Source organism: Streptomyces sp. NPDC012510 (genome assembly GCF_042955065.1).
Classification (GTDB): Bacteria; Actinomycetota; Actinomycetes; order Streptomycetales; family Streptomycetaceae; genus Streptomyces.
In genome coordinates this window covers 44,285-62,413 of the sequence record NZ_JBIBEN010000020.1, presented here as the reverse complement: position 1 = coordinate 62,413, position 18,129 = coordinate 44,285, and the positions used below count along the sequence as shown (strand labels likewise).

Annotated in this window: 15 protein-coding genes and 1 pseudogene; 5 read left to right on the top strand and 11 right to left on the bottom strand. The window is 71.1% G+C overall.

The genetic code is table 11. The features are described from left to right. Positions 1 to 46 precede the first annotated feature (46 nt). Positions 47 to 2,047: an RICIN domain-containing protein gene (locus ACFY9I_RS31280; RefSeq protein ID WP_391007660.1), complete on the bottom strand. Its 2,001-nt coding sequence runs from the start codon at positions 2,045 to 2,047 to the stop codon at positions 47 to 49. Positions 2,048 to 2,833: 786 nt separating this feature from the next. Beyond that, a complete protein-coding gene (gene ppk2, locus ACFY9I_RS31275; protein ID WP_391007658.1) occupies positions 2,834 to 3,637 on the bottom strand; it encodes a polyphosphate kinase 2 in 804 nt (267 codons plus the stop codon). Between the two features lie 48 nt (positions 3,638 to 3,685). On the opposite strand from ppk2, the gene ACFY9I_RS31270 reads away from it, so the two are divergent. The 3 genes and pseudogenes from ACFY9I_RS31270 to ACFY9I_RS31260 form a co-directional block, all read left to right on the top strand. Continuing rightward, complete coding sequence (locus ACFY9I_RS31270) at positions 3,686 to 6,067, top strand: phosphoketolase (RefSeq protein WP_391007656.1); 2,382 nt, start codon at positions 3,686 to 3,688, stop codon at positions 6,065 to 6,067. A 178-nt stretch (positions 6,068 to 6,245) separates the two neighbouring features. After that, a complete protein-coding gene (locus tag ACFY9I_RS31265; RefSeq protein ID WP_391007654.1) occupies positions 6,246 to 7,316 on the top strand; it encodes an alcohol dehydrogenase catalytic domain-containing protein in 1,071 nt (356 codons plus the stop codon). Positions 7,317 to 7,463: 147 nt separating this feature from the next. After that, positions 7,464 to 7,598: pseudogene (locus tag ACFY9I_RS31260) on the top strand (MarR family transcriptional regulator); the annotation flags it as partial. An 87-nt stretch (positions 7,599 to 7,685) separates the two neighbouring features. Here the strand turns inward: ACFY9I_RS31260 and ACFY9I_RS31255 are convergent. After that, the gene (locus ACFY9I_RS31255) at positions 7,686 to 8,789 is read right to left on the bottom strand and encodes an FAD-dependent oxidoreductase (protein ID WP_391007652.1); all 1,104 of its coding nucleotides are present in this window, start codon (positions 8,787 to 8,789) and stop codon (positions 7,686 to 7,688) included. A gap of 145 nt (positions 8,790 to 8,934) precedes the next feature. Between ACFY9I_RS31255 and ACFY9I_RS31250 the strand changes: the two genes are divergently transcribed. Continuing rightward, positions 8,935 to 9,423 carry an HAD family acid phosphatase gene (locus ACFY9I_RS31250; RefSeq protein ID WP_391007650.1) on the top strand — a complete coding sequence of 163 codons (489 nt, stop codon included), beginning with the start codon at positions 8,935 to 8,937 and terminating at the stop codon, positions 9,421 to 9,423. Positions 9,424 to 9,460: 37 nt separating this feature from the next. On the opposite strand, the gene ACFY9I_RS31245 is transcribed toward ACFY9I_RS31250, so the two are convergent. The 6 genes from ACFY9I_RS31245 to egtA all read right to left on the bottom strand — a co-directional run bounded on the left by ACFY9I_RS31245 (position 9,461) and on the right by egtA (position 14,778). Beyond that, positions 9,461 to 9,676, bottom strand: coding sequence for a dodecin (locus ACFY9I_RS31245; protein WP_391007648.1), 216 nt, complete (start codon positions 9,674 to 9,676; stop codon positions 9,461 to 9,463). 552 nt (positions 9,677 to 10,228) lie between these two features. Next, entirely contained in the window at positions 10,229 to 10,357 is a 129-nt protein-coding gene (locus tag ACFY9I_RS31240) for a hypothetical protein (protein ID WP_391007646.1), read from the bottom strand. Then, positions 10,354 to 11,316: an L-histidine N(alpha)-methyltransferase gene (gene egtD, locus ACFY9I_RS31235; protein ID WP_391007645.1), complete on the bottom strand. Its 963-nt coding sequence runs from the start codon at positions 11,314 to 11,316 to the stop codon at positions 10,354 to 10,356. The genes ACFY9I_RS31240 and egtD overlap by 4 nt, the downstream gene beginning before the upstream one ends. Next, the gene (egtC, locus tag ACFY9I_RS31230; protein ID WP_391007643.1) at positions 11,313 to 12,161 is read right to left on the bottom strand and encodes an ergothioneine biosynthesis protein EgtC; all 849 of its coding nucleotides are present in this window, start codon (positions 12,159 to 12,161) and stop codon (positions 11,313 to 11,315) included. The genes egtD and egtC overlap by 4 nt, the downstream gene beginning before the upstream one ends. Next, the gene (gene egtB, locus ACFY9I_RS31225) at positions 12,161 to 13,507 is read right to left on the bottom strand and encodes an ergothioneine biosynthesis protein EgtB (RefSeq protein WP_391007641.1); all 1,347 of its coding nucleotides are present in this window, start codon (positions 13,505 to 13,507) and stop codon (positions 12,161 to 12,163) included. The genes egtC and egtB overlap by 1 nt, the downstream gene beginning before the upstream one ends. Next, a complete protein-coding gene (egtA, locus tag ACFY9I_RS31220; RefSeq protein WP_391007639.1) occupies positions 13,504 to 14,778 on the bottom strand; it encodes an ergothioneine biosynthesis glutamate--cysteine ligase EgtA in 1,275 nt (424 codons plus the stop codon). Before egtA ends, egtB begins: the two co-directional genes overlap by 4 nt. A gap of 360 nt (positions 14,779 to 15,138) precedes the next feature. On the opposite strand from egtA, the gene ACFY9I_RS31215 reads away from it, so the two are divergent. Then, positions 15,139 to 15,963 carry a TIGR02452 family protein gene (locus tag ACFY9I_RS31215; RefSeq protein WP_391007637.1) on the top strand — a complete coding sequence of 275 codons (825 nt, stop codon included), beginning with the start codon at positions 15,139 to 15,141 and terminating at the stop codon, positions 15,961 to 15,963. Positions 15,964 to 16,055: 92 nt separating this feature from the next. Here the strand turns inward: ACFY9I_RS31215 and ACFY9I_RS31210 are convergent, their stop codons facing one another. Next, positions 16,056 to 16,502: a type II toxin-antitoxin system PemK/MazF family toxin gene (locus ACFY9I_RS31210; RefSeq protein WP_391007635.1), complete on the bottom strand. Its 447-nt coding sequence runs from the start codon at positions 16,500 to 16,502 to the stop codon at positions 16,056 to 16,058. Between the two features lie 136 nt (positions 16,503 to 16,638). Next, positions 16,639 to 18,057 (bottom strand): SPFH domain-containing protein, encoded by a 1,419-nt coding sequence (locus ACFY9I_RS31205; RefSeq protein ID WP_391007634.1) that lies wholly within the window; start codon positions 18,055 to 18,057, stop codon positions 16,639 to 16,641. Positions 18,058 to 18,129: the final 72 nt, after the last annotated feature.

The following is an 18,129-nucleotide window of genomic DNA, read 5'->3' as shown; positions in this document are numbered from 1 at the left end:
GGGTGCGGGGCCGTCCGTGAGGCCGAGGCATGAGGCGCCGGTGGCCTCAGACCGTGGTCCACCTCTGGTTGTTCTGGCCGTTGCAGGTCCAGAGGATGAGCTTGGTGCCGTTGGCGGTCGCCGCGTTGGAGGCGTCCAGGCACAGGCCCGAGAGGTTGTTGGTGACGGTGCCGTTGGAGTTGACGGTCCACTTCTGGTTCGTGCCGTTCGTGCAGTCCCAGATGATGACCTTGGTTCCGTTGGTGGTGCCGCTGTTGTCGGCGTCGAGGCACTTGTTGCCGTAGACGACGAGTTCACCGCGCGAGGTCCGGGTGAAGGTCTCGTTGCGTCCGCCGGAGCAGTCCCAGATCTGCGCCTGGGTGCCGTTGACGTAGGTGTTCCTGTCGATGTCCACACAGCGGTTGGAGGCGGAGCCGACCAGGGCCACGCCGTCGGTGCCGGGGATGCCCTGGACCCGCAGGGCGTCGATGTCGGGGGCGGTGCTGCCGGAGACCGCGGCGAACTTCACGGTGTTCGCCCCCTTGGCGAGGTGGGCGAGCACGGACACGGTGCGATAGGTCGTGGCCGAGCCGGTCGGCGGGAAGGCCACACGGTAGCTGTACTGGCCGCCCACCTGGATGGTGGCCTTACGGGCGGTGCTGCCGCCGTTGGCGTAGGTGATGTCGATCAGCTTGGTGCCCGCCGCAGCGGCGGTGACACCGGTGAACGTCGGGGTGGTGGCGGTGGTGGTGTCCTCGTAGGTGGAGCCGGCGGCCTCGGTGCCGGAGACCGTCAGGAGCACCGCCTCGTTCGCGGGGACGGAGGTGGTGTAGCCGGTGGCGAACGAGCCGGCGTCGGTACGGGTCCAGGCGTTGCGTACGGTGGCGGACGCCGACGTCAGGCCGAGGTCGGCCCAGCGGACGGTGATGTTGGCGGCCGAGCCGGTGCGGTTGAGCAGCATCACCGCGCGCTTGCCGGTGCCTGAGAGCACCTTGCCGTACACCTGCAGGTTGCGGGTGTCCTCGGCGACCTTGACACCCTGCAGTCCGCGCGGGTCCTGGTCGATGGCAAGGACCTCGGGGTTGGTGAGGATGTCGCGGGTCTCCGTGGTCATCGTGGCGATGTTGTTGCCGGCCAGCAGCGGGGCGCCGGCCATCGACCACAGGCTCATGTGCAGCCGGTTGCGCGCGGCCGTCATTCCGTTCAGGCCGACCATCATCATGTCCGGGTCGTTGTAGTACCCGGTGTGCTGGGCCGCGGGCTGCAGCGACTGGTCGAAGTTGCGGTACATCTTGGTCAGGCCCGGCGTCTCCCTGAAGAAGAGGACGTCGTCACTGGTGCGCCACAGGTCGCCGTAGCCGGTCGCCCAGTTCCAGGGCAACCCGGTGCCCCACTCGCAGAAGGACAGCACCAGCTTGCGGCCGGTCACCGCGGAGGCGGCCTCGTTCGCGGCGGAGATCGCCTTGTACGTGGTCTCCTGGTTCAGGCCCTCCACCCGGCCGCCGCAGAAGTCCAGCTTGACGTAGTCGAATCCCCAGCGCTGGAACGTCTCCAGGTCTTGTTGGTAGTGGCCCTCCATACCGGTGTTGGGTGCGGCGGGGCGGGTGGTGGGGAAGTAGTAGCCGCAGCCCTGCTTGCCCGCGTCGGTGTAGATGCCGGCCTTCAGCCCCTTGCTGTGGATGTAGTCGGCGATGGCCTTCATGCCGCCGGGCCACAGGTTCTCGTCGACGACGATGTTGCCGCTTGCGTCGCGCTGTCCCTGCCACCAGCCGTCGTCGAGGTTGACGTACTTGTAGCCGGCCGCCGCCATGCCGGAGGAGACCAGGGCGTCGGCCTGCTGCTTGATCACGTTGTGATCGATGCTGCTGAAGAAGCTGTTCCAGGACGCCCAGCCCATCGACGGCGGGGTCACGTCCGTCTGGCTGGTGCTCACGGCAGCCGGTTCGGCCGACAGGGGCGCCGACGGTTCCTGCCGGTCGAGGGCCGCCAGACCGGCGACGGCGAGTCCGGCGGCCAGGAACTGGACGGTGACGCGTCTGGCCCATCTTCGCAGAGGGGTGTGGGGCATGGGGTTCTCCAGGCGGTTCTCGGTGCGACGCGGTTGGCGTGGCGGGACGTGATGGCCGAGCGGGCGGAGGACGGCAAGGGCGGGACAGGGCGGGACAGGGCGGACCCGCGTGTCCGGCCGCCGCCGCGTACGTCCGGTATTTCGGACGCAGTTCGGTGAACGGTCAGAACGTAGAGGTGAGACAGGGGCAGGTCAATGGTTTTGTCGTTTCTCGTTGGATTTTGTGATCGGCAGCCGGATCGGTCCTCGGATCCAGATCGGTCGCCAGTTCGGCCGCCAGTTCGGCCGCCGGATCGGCAGTCCGAGACGTGTGCCGTACGGGTCCGGGGCGCGACGGAGCGCGTCGTCGGGACGGCCAGGGCTCGCCGGTGGGGGAGGCGACGTCGGCGGGAGCGTGCCCGGTGCGATCGTGGGTACCCGGCAGGGCCTCGTCGCGGTCTTCACAGCCGCACGCGGTCTTCACAGCCGCACGCGACCGGCCTCGCCAAGGCCTTCGTGGGACTTGGCGGCCGACCTCGCGACGAGGTGGCCGACGGCGACCTCGCGACGAGGTCGCCGACGTGGTGGTCGGCCATGTGCGCGTGGCCGGGTCACCACCCCGATTCGTCTTCGCCTCGGCACGGGAGGGTGAGAACGATGGCAACGGCTGTGGACTGCCGACCGCCATCGGCGCGGCCGGCTCCGCCGAGCCCGGTCCGCGGGGCCGAGGAGGCCGCGGAGGTCGCGGAGGCCGCCACCCGGCGCGCCCGCCCGCGCCGGACGCCTCCGACCGCGGTGCGCGGTCGGTCAGAGGCTCGCCGCGTGGTCGGGGACGTAGGTCTGCAGATCACGCGGCGGGCGCTGGTAGCCGGTCGACGGCGGGCGCTCCGGCAGCTCCAGCACCGGCGGCGGGACCTCGTGGTACCCGACGGAGTCCAGCAGATGGGCGATCATGTTCAGCCGCGCCCGCCGTTTGTCGTCGCTCTCCACCACGAACCACGGCGCCTCGGTGATGTCGGTGTGCACCATCATCTCGTCCTTGGCCCGGGAGTACGCCTCCCAGCGGGTCAGCGACTCCAGGTCCATCGGCGACAGCTTCCAGCGCCGCAGCGGATCCTCCAGCCGCTTGCGGAACCGCTCCTGCTGCTCGGTGTCGCTCACCGAGAACCAGTACTTGCGCAGCAGGATCCCATCCTCCACCAGCATTCGCTCGAAGATCGGGCACTGGCGCAGGAAGACCTGGTACTCCTCCTTCGTGCAGAAGCCCATCACATGCTCGACACCGGCCCGGTTGTACCAGGACCGGTCGAACAACACGATCTCCCCGGCGGCCGGCAGATGCTGTACGTACCGCTGGAAGTACCACTGCGTGCGCTCACGCTCGGTCGGCTTGGGCAGTGCGGCGATCCGGGCCACCCGGGGGTTGAGATGCTCCGCGACCCGCTTGATCGTGCCGCCCTTGCCCGCCGCGTCCCGTCCCTCGAAGACCACCACGAGCCGGACGCCCTCTGTCCGCACCCACTCCTGCAGCTTCACCAACTCCGTCTGCAGACGCAGCATTTCCCTCTCGTACGCCGCGCGCGGCAGCTTCGTCGCCCTCTTGTCGGCCATGCCGCCTGCACACCCGATGAACCCTGTCGATGAGTTCCGGAGTCACCCATGAGCAAGGTCGAACACCAGGGCGCCACCGTACTGACCGACGACGAACTGCGCACCCTGGACGCCCACTGGCGCGCCGCCAACTACCTGGCCGCCGGTCAGATCTACCTGATGGCGAACCCGCTGCTGAGCGAGCCGCTGACGCCGGAGCACATCAAGCCGCGGCTGCTCGGTCACTGGGGGACGTCACCGGGGCTGAACCTCGTGTACACCCACCTCAACCGCCTGATCACAGCGCGCGGACTGGACGCGCTGTGCGTATGGGGCCCGGGGCACGGCGGACCGTCCGTGCTGGCCAACTCCTGGCTGGAAGGCAGCTACAGCGAGACGTATCCGGACGTGCCGCGCGACGCCACCGGCATGGAACGGCTGTTCCGGCAGTTCTCCTTCCCGGGCGGCGTGCCCAGCCATGTCGCCCCCGAGGTTCCCGGTTCGATCCACGAGGGCGGTGAACTCGGCTACTCGCTCGCCCACGCCTACGGTGCCGCCTTCGACAACCCGAACCTGCTGGTCGCCTGTGTGATCGGGGACGGCGAGGCGGAGACCGGGCCGCTGGCAGCCTCCTGGCACTCGAACAAGTTCCTCGACCCGGTCCACGACGGCGCCGTCCTACCGATCCTCCACCTCAACGGCTACAAGATCGCCAACCCGACCGTGCTCGCCCGCCTGCCGGAGCCCGAACTCGACGCGCTACTGCGCGGCTACGGCCACACGCCCCTCCATGTGACCGGTGACGACCCGGCGACCGTCCACCGAGCGATGGCCCGTGCCATGGACGAGGCCCTGGACCACATCGCCCGGTCGCAGCGGGCGGCCCGCGAGGACGGTGTCACCGAGCGGGTGCGCTGGCCGGTGATCGTCCTGCGCACCCCGAAGGGCTGGACGGGCCCCGCGGAGGTCGACGGGGAGCCCGTCGAGGGCACCTGGCGCGCCCATCAGGTGCCGCTCGGTCACGTGCGCGAGAACCCCGAACACCTACGGCAGTTGGAGGCCTGGCTACGGTCGTACCGGCCCGAGGAACTGTTCGATCCCCAAGGTCGGCCCGTCCCCGACGTCCTCGCCCGCGTCCCCTCCGGAACCCGGCGGCTCGGCGCCACCCCGCACGCCAACGGCGGTCTCCTCGTCCGTGAGCTGCCCATCCGATCCCTGGACGACTTCGCCGTACCGGTCGAGAAACCGGGCGCGACCCTGCACGAGCCGACCCGGGTCCTCGGCGGTCTCCTCGAACAGCTCATGAACGACACCGGCCTCCGCCGGGACTTCCGGGTCGTCGGCCCTGACGAGACCGCCTCCAACCGCCTCCAGGCCGTCGTCGACGCCGGCGGCAAGGCATGGCAGGCGGACACACTGCCGGTCGACGAACACCTCGACCGGCACGGCCGCGTGCTGGAGATCCTCTCCGAACACCTCTGCCAGGGCTGGCTGGAGGGCTATCTGCTGACCGGCCGCCACGGTCTGTTCTCCTGTTACGAGGCGTTCGTGCACATCGTGGACTCGATGGTCAACCAGCACATCAAGTGGCTGCGGACCTCGCGGCGGTTGCCCTGGCGCGCCCCGATCGCTGCCCTCACCTATCTGCTCACCTCCCACGTGTGGCGCCAGGACCACAACGGCTTCTCGCACCAGGACCCCGGATTCGTCGACCACGTCCTCAACAAGAGCCCCGAGGTCGTACGGGTGTATCTGCCCCCGGACGCCAACACCCTCCTCTCCGTCGCCGACCACGTCCTGCGCAGCCGCGACTACGTCAACGTCGTCGTGGCCGGCAAACAGCCCTGCTACGACTGGCTCTCCATGGACCAGGCCCGCGCCCACTGCGCGCGCGGCGCCGGCATCTGGGACTGGGCGGGCACGGAGAACGGCCGCGAACCGGACGTCGTGCTCGCCTGCGCGGGTGACGTCCCCACGCAGGAGGTGCTCGCCGCCGCCCAACTGCTCCGCCGCCACCTGCCGGACCTGGCCGTCCGTGTGGTCAACGTCGTCGACATGACCCGGCTGCTGCCCCGAGAGGAGCACCCGCACGGGATGAACGACTTCGAGTACGACGGCCTGTTCACCACCGACAAGCCGGTCGTCTTCGCCTACCACGGCTACCCGTGGCTCATCCACCGCCTCGCCTACCGCCGCACCGGCCACCCGCACCTGCATGTCCGCGGCTACAAGGAGTCCGGCACCACGACCACACCCTTCGACATGGTCGTCCGCAACGACCTCGACCGCTACCGCCTCGTCATGGACGTCATCGACCGGGTCCCCGGCCTCGCCGTGCGCGCCGCCGCCGTACGCCAGCGCATGGCCGACGCCCGCACCCGCCACCACGCCTGGATCCGTGAACACGGCACCGACCTGCCCGAGGTCGCCGACTGGAGCTGGAACGCCTGACGGCCGGAGGCAACCGGGCGGTGGGCCCGAGGGCCGGCCAAGCGGCGCCCCCGGAATCGGGTCAAGCTGGAACCGTGGGGCGATTCCGGTGCGAGGGCCGTGCCAGGAACGCACGGCCACCGACGAGGCCTCCACCGGGCTCGGCCCCCGCAGCGGACACAACGAGGTGAGGAGTGCCATGAAAGCCTTCGTGTTCCACGGCACCGGGCAGTCCACCTGGGAAGACGTCCCGGACCCGGCCATCAAGGAGCCCACCGACGTGATCGTGCGCGTCGGGACCGTCACCATCTGCGGCACGGATCTGCACATCCTCAAGGGCGACGTACCCGAGGTGCGCCCCGGCACCGTCCTCGGGCACGAGGCCGTCGGCGAGGTCGTCGAGGCCGGCAGCGACGTACGGACCGTACGGCCGGGGGACCGGGTCCTGGTCTCCTGCATCAGTGCGTGCGGACGCTGCGCCTACTGCCGTGAGGGGACGTACGGCCAGTGCCGCGACGGCGGTGGCTGGATCCTCGGCCACCTGATCGACGGCACCCAGGCCGAGTACGTCCGGGTGCCCTACGCGGACCTGTCCGTCCACCCGCTGCCTGCCGCCATGGACGACAAGGACGCCGTGTTGCTGGCCGACATCTTCCCGACCTCCTACGAGGTGGGCGTGCTCAACGGACATGTGCGTCCCGGAGACACCGTCGTCGTGGTCGGGGCCGGCCCCATCGGACTGGCGGCGATCAGCACGGCGCGGCTGTTCTCCCCCGAGCGGATCGTCGCGGTGGACCCGGCCCCCGCCCGGCTGGAGGCGGCCAGAGGACTGGGCGCCGAGGCCGTGGCCGACGCGCGCGAGGCCCCCGAGCAACTGATCGCCGATCTGACCGACGGGCTCGGCGCGGACGTCGTCATCGAGGCCGTCGGCATCCCGGACAGCTTCGAGCTGTGCACCCGCACGGTCCGGCCCGGCGGTCACGTGGCCAACGTCGGTGTGCACGGCAGCCCCGTGACCCTGCACCTGGAAGACCTGTGGATCAAGAACGTCACCATCACCACCGGCCTGGTCGACACCTACTCCACCCCGACCCTGCTGCGGATGGCGGCGGCAGGCCGGCTGCCCACCTCCCAGCTCGTCACCCACACCTTCACGCTGGACCAGATGGAGGAGGCGTACGACGTCTTCTCCCGCGCCGCCGACACGGGCGCCCTCAAGGTCGTGCTCGGCGAGGAGCAGCACAATGCCGTCGCCGTGCGTGCGGCGTAGGCGTGATCCGAACGACAGCGCCGGTCCTCCCGTCACCGGTCGAGCACGGCCCCGGACGGGACCCCGCCCGACCGCGGCCCGGCCGCGGTCGGGCGCCGGCGAAGGTGATCAGACGGCGGCCCAGACGTCGTCGACGGACAGGACCTTCGCGCCGGCGAAGCCGGGGTCCGAGGGACGCAGATGGCCCTGGCCGACTGGTCGCCCGAGGAACTGCGGCAGCTCGCCGCACTCTTCCACCGGATGGTCGACGACTTCCTAGCGCACGCCGACGACCTCGTGGAACAGGAGTCGGTCGGGCTCGACCCGGGCCGACCGACTTGTCTGAGGTGCGGTGTTCGCCGTGTTCGGCACGCTCGGGAACCCCTGCTCCTAGGCGGTGTAACCGAGCTGCTTGCGGATGTACGGCGTCATCAGCGTCTTCGCTTTGGCGACGGTCGAGGTGCGGGCGCCGAGCACGGCGGTCTCCCCGCCCGGGACGGGGATGAGGGTGATGCCGTCGGCCGGGCCGAGGGGCACGATCAGCGGGGTGCGCCGGATCGGCCGGAACAGGCGCGGCTCCTTGCGGTGCTTGCCCGAACTCCCCAGGTAGGCGCGGATGTTGTGGGCGGCGATGTCCGCCTGGTTGATCGCGACGGGGGAGATCTTCAGCTCGCTCACATCATTCACGTCACCGACCGCGAAGACGTCGAGCCGCCCCTCCACCCGGAGCGTCCGGTCGACCTTGATGTGCCCGGCGGAGTTCAGCCAGTCGCCGTGCCCGGCCAGCCGCAGCCAGAGCGTGTTGGGCGTCGTACCGTTGGCCCAGAACGACAGATCGGCCTCGATGAGGTTGCCCCGCCCGTCCCGGTAGGTGCCGAAGTCGGGTCCGGGGGAGACGAACGAGTCCAGCCGTACCTCCACGTCATGGGACTCCAGCCAGGCCAGGGCCCGCCGCCCGGCCCGCTCGCTGCCGGTGGAGTTGAGCAGCGCCGGTCCGGCGTGCGCGAGCGTGACCCGCGCGTCCGGCCGGGCCAGTCGGACCTCGGCGGCCAGCTCCACGCCGCCCGGCCCACCGCCGACGACCAGCACGTGCCCGGCCGCCGCCACGCGCTCCTGGTACGCGGCGAACGTCTTGGCCGCCTCCTCGGTCGTGGTGCCCAGGAAACGGGCCGGCTCCGGGTAGTCCGCGCCGGTCGCGATCACCACCACGTCGTACGGCAGTCGCTCACCCGTGGCGAGCTTCACCTGCCGCTCGCCGGTGTCGATGTCCATCGCCTTGCCCACCACGACACGGCCGTTGCGCAGCAGCCGGTCGTACGGGATGAAGGGCGCCGTCGTCCAGTCCTCCTGTACACCGGCCCGCAGTGCGGCGATGCGGTGGAAGAAGACCTCCTTGCGGTCCACGAGGGTGACCCGTGCGACCTCGTCGAGCTGCTTGGCGAGGCGGATGCCCCCGTATCCGCCGCCGATCACTATCACTTCGCCGTCAAGCACACCGATTCTCCTGTGCTGGGTGGGGGGAGAGATGATGAGCCTAACGTTTGAAACTTAAAGTTGAGAGCAGGGTTTGTGGTCGTTGTGTGAAGCGACGACGGGCGACACGAGTCACCGGGAGTCATCGGCCGCCTAGGCTGGCCCCGTGACCGCCAACGACCGGCCCCTCGCCGTATTCGACCTCGACAACACCCTCGCCGACACCGCGCACCGGCAGCGATACCTGGAGGTGAAGCCGCGTGACTGGGACGCCTTCTTCGCCGCCGCCCCGCAGGATCCGCCGCTGCACGAGGGTGTGGCGCTGGCACGGGAGAGCGCCGAGGAGTGCGAGGTCGTGTATCTGACCGGGCGTCCCGAGCGGTGTCGTCCCGACACGGTCGAGTGGCTGGCCGCCCATGGGCTGCCCGAGGGCCGGATCTGGATGCGGCGTGACAACGACCGCCGCCCCGCGCGTCGCACCAAGCTGGAGATCCTCCGCCGGCTCGCCCGCACCCGTGAGATCCGCGTTCTCGTGGACGACGACGAGCTGGTCTGTGAGGACGCGGAGCGGGCCGGGTTCACGGTTGTACGGGCGCGCTGGGCCGATGCTTCCGCCGCGCTGAAGGTGGCGCAGGAGAGGGAGGGGCGGACCTGAGGGCCCGCCGCCCGCCGGAGCCGGTCGGGCTGTCGCCCTACTCCATGTCCTCCAGCCGGAAGCCGACCTTCAGGCCGACCTGGTAGTGCGCTATCTGCCCGTCCTCGATGTGCCCCCTGACCTGCGTCACCTCGAACCAGTCCAGATTGCGCAGGGTCTGGGCGGCGCGGGCGACGCCGTTGCGGATGGCGTGGTCGACGCTCTCGCCCGAACTGCCGACGATCTCGGTGACCCGGTAGGTGTGGTCGGACATACGGGTTCTCCTTGTCGGGGTGCTCCGCCGTGGCCGGTGCGCCACACGCCATTCCACGGTGCCCCAGAGTCAGCCACTCCGCGAGACGTCGAGATGTCTTCCGCCCCCGCCGCCCTTACCCGTCCCATCCCTGGGGCTCCGCCCCCACCCCGCTCCTCAGACGCAGGAGGGGCTGACCGACGTGCCCCTCGGCCGCATCGGTCCGCCCGGCGTCTGTCGGGTGAGGGGCTCGGCCGCATCGGTCCGCCCGGCGTCTGTCGGGTGAGGGGCTCGGCCGCATCGGTCCGCCCGGCGTCTGTCGGACGAGGTGCCCGGCCGCATCGGTCCGCCCGGCGTCTGTCGGACGAGGTGCCCGGCCACGTCAGTCCGCCCGGCGTTTGACGGAGGAGGACCTCGGCTGTGTCGGATGGCTGTGGATCTTGGTCGCCTCGCCCTCCTGTGGCGGTGGATGGACGAGGGCCCCCGGCCATCTCGCCCTCTCCGGCGTTGGATGGACGGGGGCTTCAGTCATGTCGGTCCGTCCGGCGCGCGGTGGACGGGGCCTTCGCCACGTCAGTCCGCCCGGCGTTTGGGGACGAGGCTCTTCGGGCCGATGCGGGGGCCGGGGACGCAGCCCCGGGACGGGAACGGGTAGGGGCGGCGGGGGTGAGTCGAGTAGAAGGCGGCCGGTCGCGCACTCACCCCGCCAGGCTCAACGAGAGCGCGAACCGCCCCTCCCGGTCGGTCCACCAGCGCGTCAGTTCGAGCCCGACGGCAGCCAGTTCGGCCCGCACACCGTCCATCCTGAACTTCGCCGAGACCTCCGTGCGCAGCTCCTCCCCGTCCGCGAAGTCGACCGCGAGATCCAGCGCGTGGATCTTCACGGTCTGGGCCCCCCGCGCCCGCAACCGCATCTCGATCCACTCCCGCTCGGCGTCCCACAGCGCGACATGCTGGAAGGCGTCGGGGTCGAAGTCCGCCCCCAGCTCCCGGTCGACCACGCGCAACACGTTCTTGTTGAACTCGGCCGTCACCCCCGCCGCGTCGTCGTACGCCGCGACCAGCACCCCCTCGTCCTTCACCAGGTCCGTGCCCAGCAACAACGCGTCCCCGGGCGCCAGCAGGGCGCGTACGGCGGCCAGGAACGCGGCCCGCTCCACGGGCACCAGGTTGCCGATCGTGCCGCCGAGGAACGCCACGAGGCGCGGCCCCGGCGTCGCGGGAAGTTCGAGCCGGGCGGTGAAGTCGGCGATCAGGGCGTGCACATGGAGGTCCGGCCGCTCGGCCACCAGCGCCTCACCCGCCTGCCGCAGCGCGCTCTCACTCACGTCGACCGGCACATACGTGTGCAGACCGGGCATCGCGTCCAGTAGATGGCGGGTCTTGTCGGAGGAACCGGACCCCAGCTCGACGAGGGTGCGCGCACCGCTCGCCGAGGCTATCTCGGCGGCCCGGTCGACGAGGATCTCCCGCTCGGCACGGGTGGGGTAGTACTCGGGCAGCTCGGTGATCCGCTCGAACAGCTCGCTGCCCCGGGCGTCGTAGAACCACTTCGGCGGCAGCGTCTTCGGCATGCGGGTCAGGCCCTCCAGGACATCGGCGCGCAGCGCCGCGTCCGTGGCGTTCTCGGGCAGGGTGCGGGTGACATGGAACGGGCTCACGCAGGGGGCTCCTTCGAAGATGCGGGTCCTCCCGGGCGAGCGGGGCCGAGAGCGGGGGAGGGCGTCGTCGTGTCGTCGACCGGGCGGGCGGCTTCGTCCGGTTCCTTCAGCGGGGTGAGCAGGACGTCCGTACGGCTCGCCGCGAGCAGTGTGCGATCCGGTACCTCCACCCAGTGCGGATCGTCGTCGTACGGCTCGGACGCCACGACCGTGCTGCGGCCGGGCCCGGCGCGGTACCATAGGGTGTCGCCCCAGGCCGTCGCGGCGATGGTGTCGCCGTTGGTGAGCAGAAGGTTGAGCCGGGACCCGGGGGCCGCTCGGGAGACCTCCAGGACCGTGTCCGCCAGCGCCTGGCCCTCCTCGTCGCCGGCGCGCAGCCGGTTCAGGACCAGGGCCCACACGAGCGCGGAGTCGTTGCGGGCCTCCATCGACAGCACCTCGACGGCGGGCAGGCCGGCGGCGAGCGGGGCCAGCGACCGGGGCCACCCGGCGACCGCCCCGTTGTGGCTGAACAGCCAGGGCCCGGCGGCGTACGGCGCCGCCGCTGCCTCGTTGTCCGCCCCCGGCACGGTGGCGTCCCGTACGGCGGCGAGCAGCGCCTCCGTACGCACCACCCGGGCGAGGTCGGCGAAGGACAGGTCGCCCCAGATGGGACCGGCCCGCCGGTACCGGGCCGGCGCCGGGTCACCCTCGGCGTACCAGCCAACCCCGAAACCATCGGCGTTGACCGTCCCGTGCCGCTGCCGCCGGGGCGCCCACGACTGCCGGAGAAGAGCGTGCGGCGGATCCACCAGGATCCTGCCCAGCGGTGACGACGGTCCCAGGAAAGCGATATGACGACACATCAGACCGCCTCCGGGGAGGCGTCCCGTGCCGTGCGGAACCCGCAGAAGATCTGCCGCCGGATCGGATAGTCCCAGTTGCGGAAGGTCCCCCGGCACGCCACCGGGTCCACTGCGAACGAACCACCGCGCAGCACCTTGTACTCGGGGCCGAAGAACACCTCCGAGTACTCCTTGTACGGGAACGCCGTGAACCCCGGATAGGGCAGGAAGTCGCTTGACGTCCACTCCCACACGTCACCGATCAACTGCCGCACACCGAGCGGGGATTCGCCCGCCGGGTAGCTGCCCGCCGGCGCCGGGCGCAGATGCCGCTGCCCGAGGTTGGCGTGCTCGGGCAGCGGGTCGGCGTCGCCCCACGGGTAGCGGGTCGAGCGGCCGGTGACCGGGTCGTGCCGGGCCGCCTTCTCCCACTCCGCCTCCGTGGGCAGCCGGCGCCCCGCCCAGCGGGCGTACGCGTCGGCCTCGTACCAGCACACGTGCAGCACCGGCTCGTCGGCCGGTACCACCTCGGTGACGCCGAAGCGCCGCCGCAGCCACTGCCGGCCGTCACGCCGCCAGAACAGCGGCGCGTGGATGCCGTGCGCGCGGATGTGCTCCCAGCCCCGGTCCGTCCACCACCGCTCGTCCTCGTACCCGCCGTCCTCGATGAACGCCTGGTACGCGCCGTTCGTCACCGGTGCGGTGTCGATGTGGAACGGCGGGACGGACCGCCGGTGCGCGGGCCGCTCGTTGTCCAGTGCCCACGGCTCGTCCGAGGTCCCCATCGTGAACTCCCCGCCCGGTACGAGGACTTCGGCCGGCCCCGTGAACAGCGGGGCGGGCGCGGGGTCCGGCGCCGAGAGCACCGCCGGGCCCCTGCGGAGCTGATGGGTGATCAGCATCGTCTCGTCGTGCTGCTGTTCGTGCTGGGCGATCATGCCGAAGGCGAAGCCCGCGTCGGTGAGCCGGGTGCCCTGGAAGTCGGTGCTCTCCAGCACGTCCAGGGCACGCCCGCGCACCTCGGCGAGATACCGGCGGGCCTCCTCCGGTGCCAGCAGCGGCAGCGAGGGCCGCTCGGCGCGCGGATGCTCGAAGGCATCGTACAGCCCGTCGATCTCGGGCCGCATCGCCTCCCGCCCGGCCACGTTCCGCAGCAGCCACAGCTCCTCCTGGTTGCCGATGTGGGCGAGGTCCCACACCAGCGGGGACATCAGCGGCGAGTGCTGCGCGGTGAGGTCGGGTTCGTCGACGACGGTGGTCAGGAGCGCGGTGCGGGCGCGGGCGGTGGTCAGGGCCGCCAGCGCGCGCTCCCGGAGTATGTCGGGGTCGGTGTCGTGCGTCGGAGCCGGCGTCTCGGGCGCGGTCATGCGGGGATGTCCTTCCCGTGGTACAGGTCGAGCAGATCGTCGGCGGGGCAGCGACCCCGGGCCACATAGCGGTCGGTGTACGCCGCGACCGCCTTCCGCACCTCGGTGCTCGCGCCCAGCCGGGGCAGTGCCTCGGCCGCCGCGGCGAAGCAGACGGCCGCCGCCTCCCGCAGCTCGGCATCGGCCAGGCCGTCGCGGGCCGCCGCCTCCCACAGCGGATTGCGCGGCGGAGGCTGCGAACCGGCCCGCTCGGCGAGGGGCTTGACCGTCCGGTAGGCGGTCTCCGCCGCCTCCGGGTCCTCGAACAGTGCGGTCGTCACGGCGAGCGGCACGATCCACCCGTCCTCACCGGGCTGGGCGTCGATCATGCGCAGCTCCATATGGCCGCGCGGGCGCACCGGCGGGAACAGCGTCGTCAGGTGGTAGTCGAGGTCGGCGCGGCTCGGCGGGGTGTCCGATCTCGTCCACTCCCGGAACGTCATCGCGCCCGGAACGCCCCAGGGGCCCTCCTCCGCCCGGACACACATCACCGGGGCGTCGAGCACCAGCCGTGCCCACGCCCCGCGCGCGTCGCCGTCCAGCGCCGGGGCGTCCGTACGGCCGGGGTCCATGGCGGCCCACAGCGCCTGCCGGGTCGACCGCCAGCCGGTGACCTCACCGCGCGCCAGCGGCGAGTGCGCGAACGCGGCCACCAGTACCGCGCCGAGCTGGTGCGCCAGCCACCAGCGCCGCTCGTGGCCGAGCGGACCCGGCTCCTCGTACCCGGAGTCGAGACACACCTGGACCGAGGCGGACGAGCACATCATGGCGCGCCCCTCGGGTCCGAAGCGGTCGAGATAGGTCTCCATCGCGTCGTACCGGGGCTCGTGGAGGTAGCGGGTCGGGGGGTTCCAGGGTTCATGGCCGAAGCCGCTGATGCCGAGGCCCGCCTCGCGCAGCGTCGCGCGTACGGCGCCGAGATCGGCCGAGACGGACCCGACGCACTCCGTCAGGGAGCCGGCCGGCGCCGAGCTGAGTTCCAGCTGACCGCCGGGCTCGACGGTCAACGCCGAGGTCAGAGGCAGGGTCCGCAGGGAGGCGTAGGCCGCCTCCAGTCGTGCGGGTCGTGCAGGGAGCCGCGGATCACGCAGCTCGTGGACGTGCCATTCCAGTTCGACACCGAGGGTCCGGGGTGGGCCGGTCTTGAAGCAGATGCCTCGTACCAGGGCCTCCACCTCCGCTTCGGTGACCGTTGAGCGGTGCTCCGTACAGTCACTCGGCGAGTCTGACATGTCGGGATCCTCCTGAGATGCCCTCTTGTCGGCCAAGTCGCCGGTCCGCTTCCGTGGGGCTCGGACCGGCGGCGCTCGTCCCACCCAAAACCCTCGTGACGGTTTCGCACAAGGGTGCACATCGTGGCAATGCGGATCGACCAGCCGACCACACGTGCTGTTCACGGGAACTTCAGACACGTCTTCCCGTACCGTCCAAGGCCATTCGCGACAGGAAACTCCGTTGCGGCCACTCACCAGCATCACTCAGGATGCGCGCATGAGCACGACGGGGGAGCGCACGCGGGTACCGCGCGCGCAGGGCACGACGAGGACGGCGTGGGCGACGCGCGCGGGGATGGTGTGGGCGGGGATGGCGCCATGAGCGCACGCCTACGAGGAATCGCACAGGAGACCGAGAAGATCGTCGCGGCGGGCCGCTATCGCGCCCCCGGCGGCCATGAGGTCCTCCTCGCGGCCCAGATCAGGGCCGCCCGGGCCGGCACCCGTCTGCACGGTCCGGACCCGCTGGAGACACCGCAGGCCAGCCCCGTGCGGACGCGTATCGAGGTCACCGGCGAGAGCAGTCTGGAAGCGGCCCGACGCCTGACGGCCGCAGAGGCCCCCGTCGCCGTCCTCAACTTCTCCTCCGCCCGTAACCCCGGCGGCGGCTATCTGAACGGCGCCCAGGCCCAGGAGGAGGCCCTTTGCCGAGCCTCGGCTCTCTACACCTGCGTCCGCGAGGCCCGCGCCTTCTACGACCACCACCGCACCCACCGCGACCCGTTCTACACGGACCGTGTCATCCACTCACCCGCCGTCCCGGTCTTCCGCGACGACCGGGGCACCCTTCTCGACGAGCCCTACACGGCCGGCTTCCTGACCTCGGCGGCCCCGAACGCCTCGGTGGTCCGGCGTACGGCGCCGGAGCGAGCCGGGGAACTGCCCCGTGCGCTGGCCGCACGCGCGGAACGAGTGCTGGAGACGGCGGCGGCTCACGGCTACCGGCGGCTGGTGCTGGGGGCCTGGGGCTGCGGAGTGTTCGGCAACGATCCGACACAGGTGGCGACGGCGTTCAGAACGCTGCTCAAGGACGGCGGCAGATTCGAGGGCACTTTCGAGCACGTGGCGTTCGGGGTGCTGGACCGCACCAGGGGAGCGGTTGTCCGGACCTGCTTCGAACGAGCGCTCGGCCCCCGCCTGTGAGGGCGCGGGCCGTTCCGCTACGGGGCCGTTCCGATGCGCGGCTGCCGCCGAGTGGGCGTGACCGGCCCCACCGGAGCGCCGACGGCACAGGGCTACCGCCACCCGTACCGCTCGCGCAACCGGTGCACCACGGAGTTGAACCGCATCCGGTCCAAGGCGCAGGCCTCCCGCCGCATCCCCGCCTCATGCAGTCGCAACACCCGGTCCACATCCACCCACGACTCCCGGCCCGACCGGTCCCACGGCCCACTGCCGATCGGCACCCACTCCCGGTCCCCGTCGTGTCGCTTGCTGGACAACTGCACGGCGAGCAACGTGCCCCCGGCCTCCCTCGCCACCACGAGCACGGGCCGGTCCTTCCCCCGCCCGTCGTTCTCCTCGAACGGCACCCACGTCCACACGATCTCCCCGGGATCCGGATCCCCGTCGTGCGCGGGCGAGTACTCGGTCCGCACCCGCCCGACACCACGGGGATCGGCCTCGGCGGTGGCGGAGGGCCCGTAGCGCCCCGGCACTTCTTGATCAGCGAAGGAAGTCACGAGGTCACGCTAGCCGTATGCCCGACCCGCGCCCCTGACGGGGCGCGGGTCGGACATCGATGTGCGGCTCCGCCGCGTGGGCGCGACCAGTCACCTACCCACCCGCGGTCGACCTCGCACAGTCGGAACCACGGCGCTACGCCTCCCTGTCCACCTGCACCTTCTCCACGGCCACCTTCTCCACCGGCACCCCATTGACCCCGGCCGAGCCGCCGGCAGGCACCCCGTTCTGGTTCATCGAGGCCAGCAACTGCCGAGCCAGCCCCAACCCCGTCCCGCCCATCGTGAGCGCCTTGGCGAACAGGTCCGCCATCCCGTCGGCACCGTTGAGCAGCACCATGTTGTCCACGTTCCCGAACGCGCTCGCCCCGGCCTGCACGATCTCCGGCCACCTCTCGGCCAACTGCTGCGCGATCACCGCTTCCTGGTTCTCCGCCAGCGCGGCGCTCCGCGCCTTGATGCCTTCGGCCTCGGCGAGCCCCTTCGCCCGTGCGGCCTCGGCGGCGGCGAGCCCCTTGGCCTGCCGGGCGGCGGCCTCGGCCTCACCGGTGGCACGGGTCGCGTTCGCCTCGGCGACGGCCGCCAGTTCGGTCTCCTTGGCCTTGGCCTGTGCGGCGGAGATACGGGCGTCGCGCTCGGCCTCGGCGAGGGTGCGCTTCTCGTAGGCCTTGGCGTCCGCCGGCTTGCGGACGTCCGCCTGGAGCTGCTGCTCGCGCCGGGCTGCCGCCAGCTCCGCGACCCGGGTCTCCTGGACGACGACTTCCTGCAGGGCGGCCGCCTCGGCGAGGGGACCCGCCTGTTTGGCCTTCGCCGAGGCGTTGTCCCGCTCGGCCTGGTAGCCGGCCTGCAGGATCTCGCTGTCCCGGGTGGCCTCCGCCATGCGCGCGGCGGCCTGCTGCTCGGCCTCGGTGGCGAGCCGGTTGGCCTCGGCCTGGGCGATACGGGCGTCGCGTTGGACGGCGGCCGCGTGGGGCATGGCCAGGTTCTTGATGTAGCCCGTGGGGTCCTCGATCTCGTGGATCTGCAGCGAGTCGACGATCAGACCCAGTTTCTCCATCTCCGTACCGCACGCCGCCCGTGTCTGCCCGGTCAGTTTCTCGCGGTCGCGGATCATGTCCTCGACCGTCAACCCGCCCACGATGGACCGCAGATGACCGGCGAACACGTTGTGCACCCGCTCCGAGACCCGCTTCTGCTGATCGAGGAAACGGCGGGCGGCGTTGGCGATGGACACGAAGTCGTCGCCCACCTTGAAGATGACGACACCGCGGATCTTCAGCGGAATGCCCTGATGGGTTACACACTCCACGGCCAACTCGGTCTGGTTCAGATCGAGCGAGAGCTTGCGCACCGCCTGCATACCGGGCAGCACGAGGGTGCCGCGCCCGGTGACGATGCGGAAGTTCATGCCCTCCTCCAGGCCCTCCATCTTGTGCTTGGAGCCGGAGATGATCAGAGCTTCGTTGGGTTCGGCGACGCGCCACATGAGTTTGAACAGACCGATCAGTACCAGGACGGCGCCCAGGGCCGCCCCCGCGATCATGCCGACGAACATCGGCACACCCCCTCTGCCAGGTGCCCTTTCGGCACCGAACGTCGGGAGTGTCCCGCGTGGCACGGCAGTGGT

What these genes read in the sequence shown, in the direction of transcription:
- ACFY9I_RS31280 (WP_391007660.1), bottom strand. Translation starts at nt 2,047, where the DNA reads ATGCCCCACACCCCTCTGCGAAGATGGGCCAGACGCGTCACCGTCCAG.
- ACFY9I_RS31245 (WP_391007648.1), bottom strand. Translation starts at nt 9,676, where the DNA reads ATGTCCGACCACACCTACCGGGTCACCGAGATCGTCGGCAGTTCGGGC.
- ACFY9I_RS31265 (WP_391007654.1), top strand. Translation starts at nt 6,246, where the DNA reads ATGAAAGCCTTCGTGTTCCACGGCACCGGGCAGTCCACCTGGGAAGAC.
- egtB (WP_391007641.1), bottom strand. Translation starts at nt 13,507, where the DNA reads ATGACCGCGCCCGAGACGCCGGCTCCGACGCACGACACCGACCCCGAC.
- ACFY9I_RS31205 (WP_391007634.1), bottom strand. Translation starts at nt 18,057, where the DNA reads ATGTTCGTCGGCATGATCGCGGGGGCGGCCCTGGGCGCCGTCCTGGTA.
- egtC (WP_391007643.1), bottom strand. Translation starts at nt 12,161, where the DNA reads ATGTGTCGTCATATCGCTTTCCTGGGACCGTCGTCACCGCTGGGCAGG.
- egtA (WP_391007639.1), bottom strand. Translation starts at nt 14,778, where the DNA reads ATGTCAGACTCGCCGAGTGACTGTACGGAGCACCGCTCAACGGTCACC.
- ACFY9I_RS31270 (WP_391007656.1), top strand. Translation starts at nt 3,686, where the DNA reads ATGAGCAAGGTCGAACACCAGGGCGCCACCGTACTGACCGACGACGAA.
- ppk2 (WP_391007658.1), bottom strand. Translation starts at nt 3,637, where the DNA reads ATGGCCGACAAGAGGGCGACGAAGCTGCCGCGCGCGGCGTACGAGAGG.
- ACFY9I_RS31215 (WP_391007637.1), top strand. Translation starts at nt 15,139, where the DNA reads ATGAGCGCACGCCTACGAGGAATCGCACAGGAGACCGAGAAGATCGTC.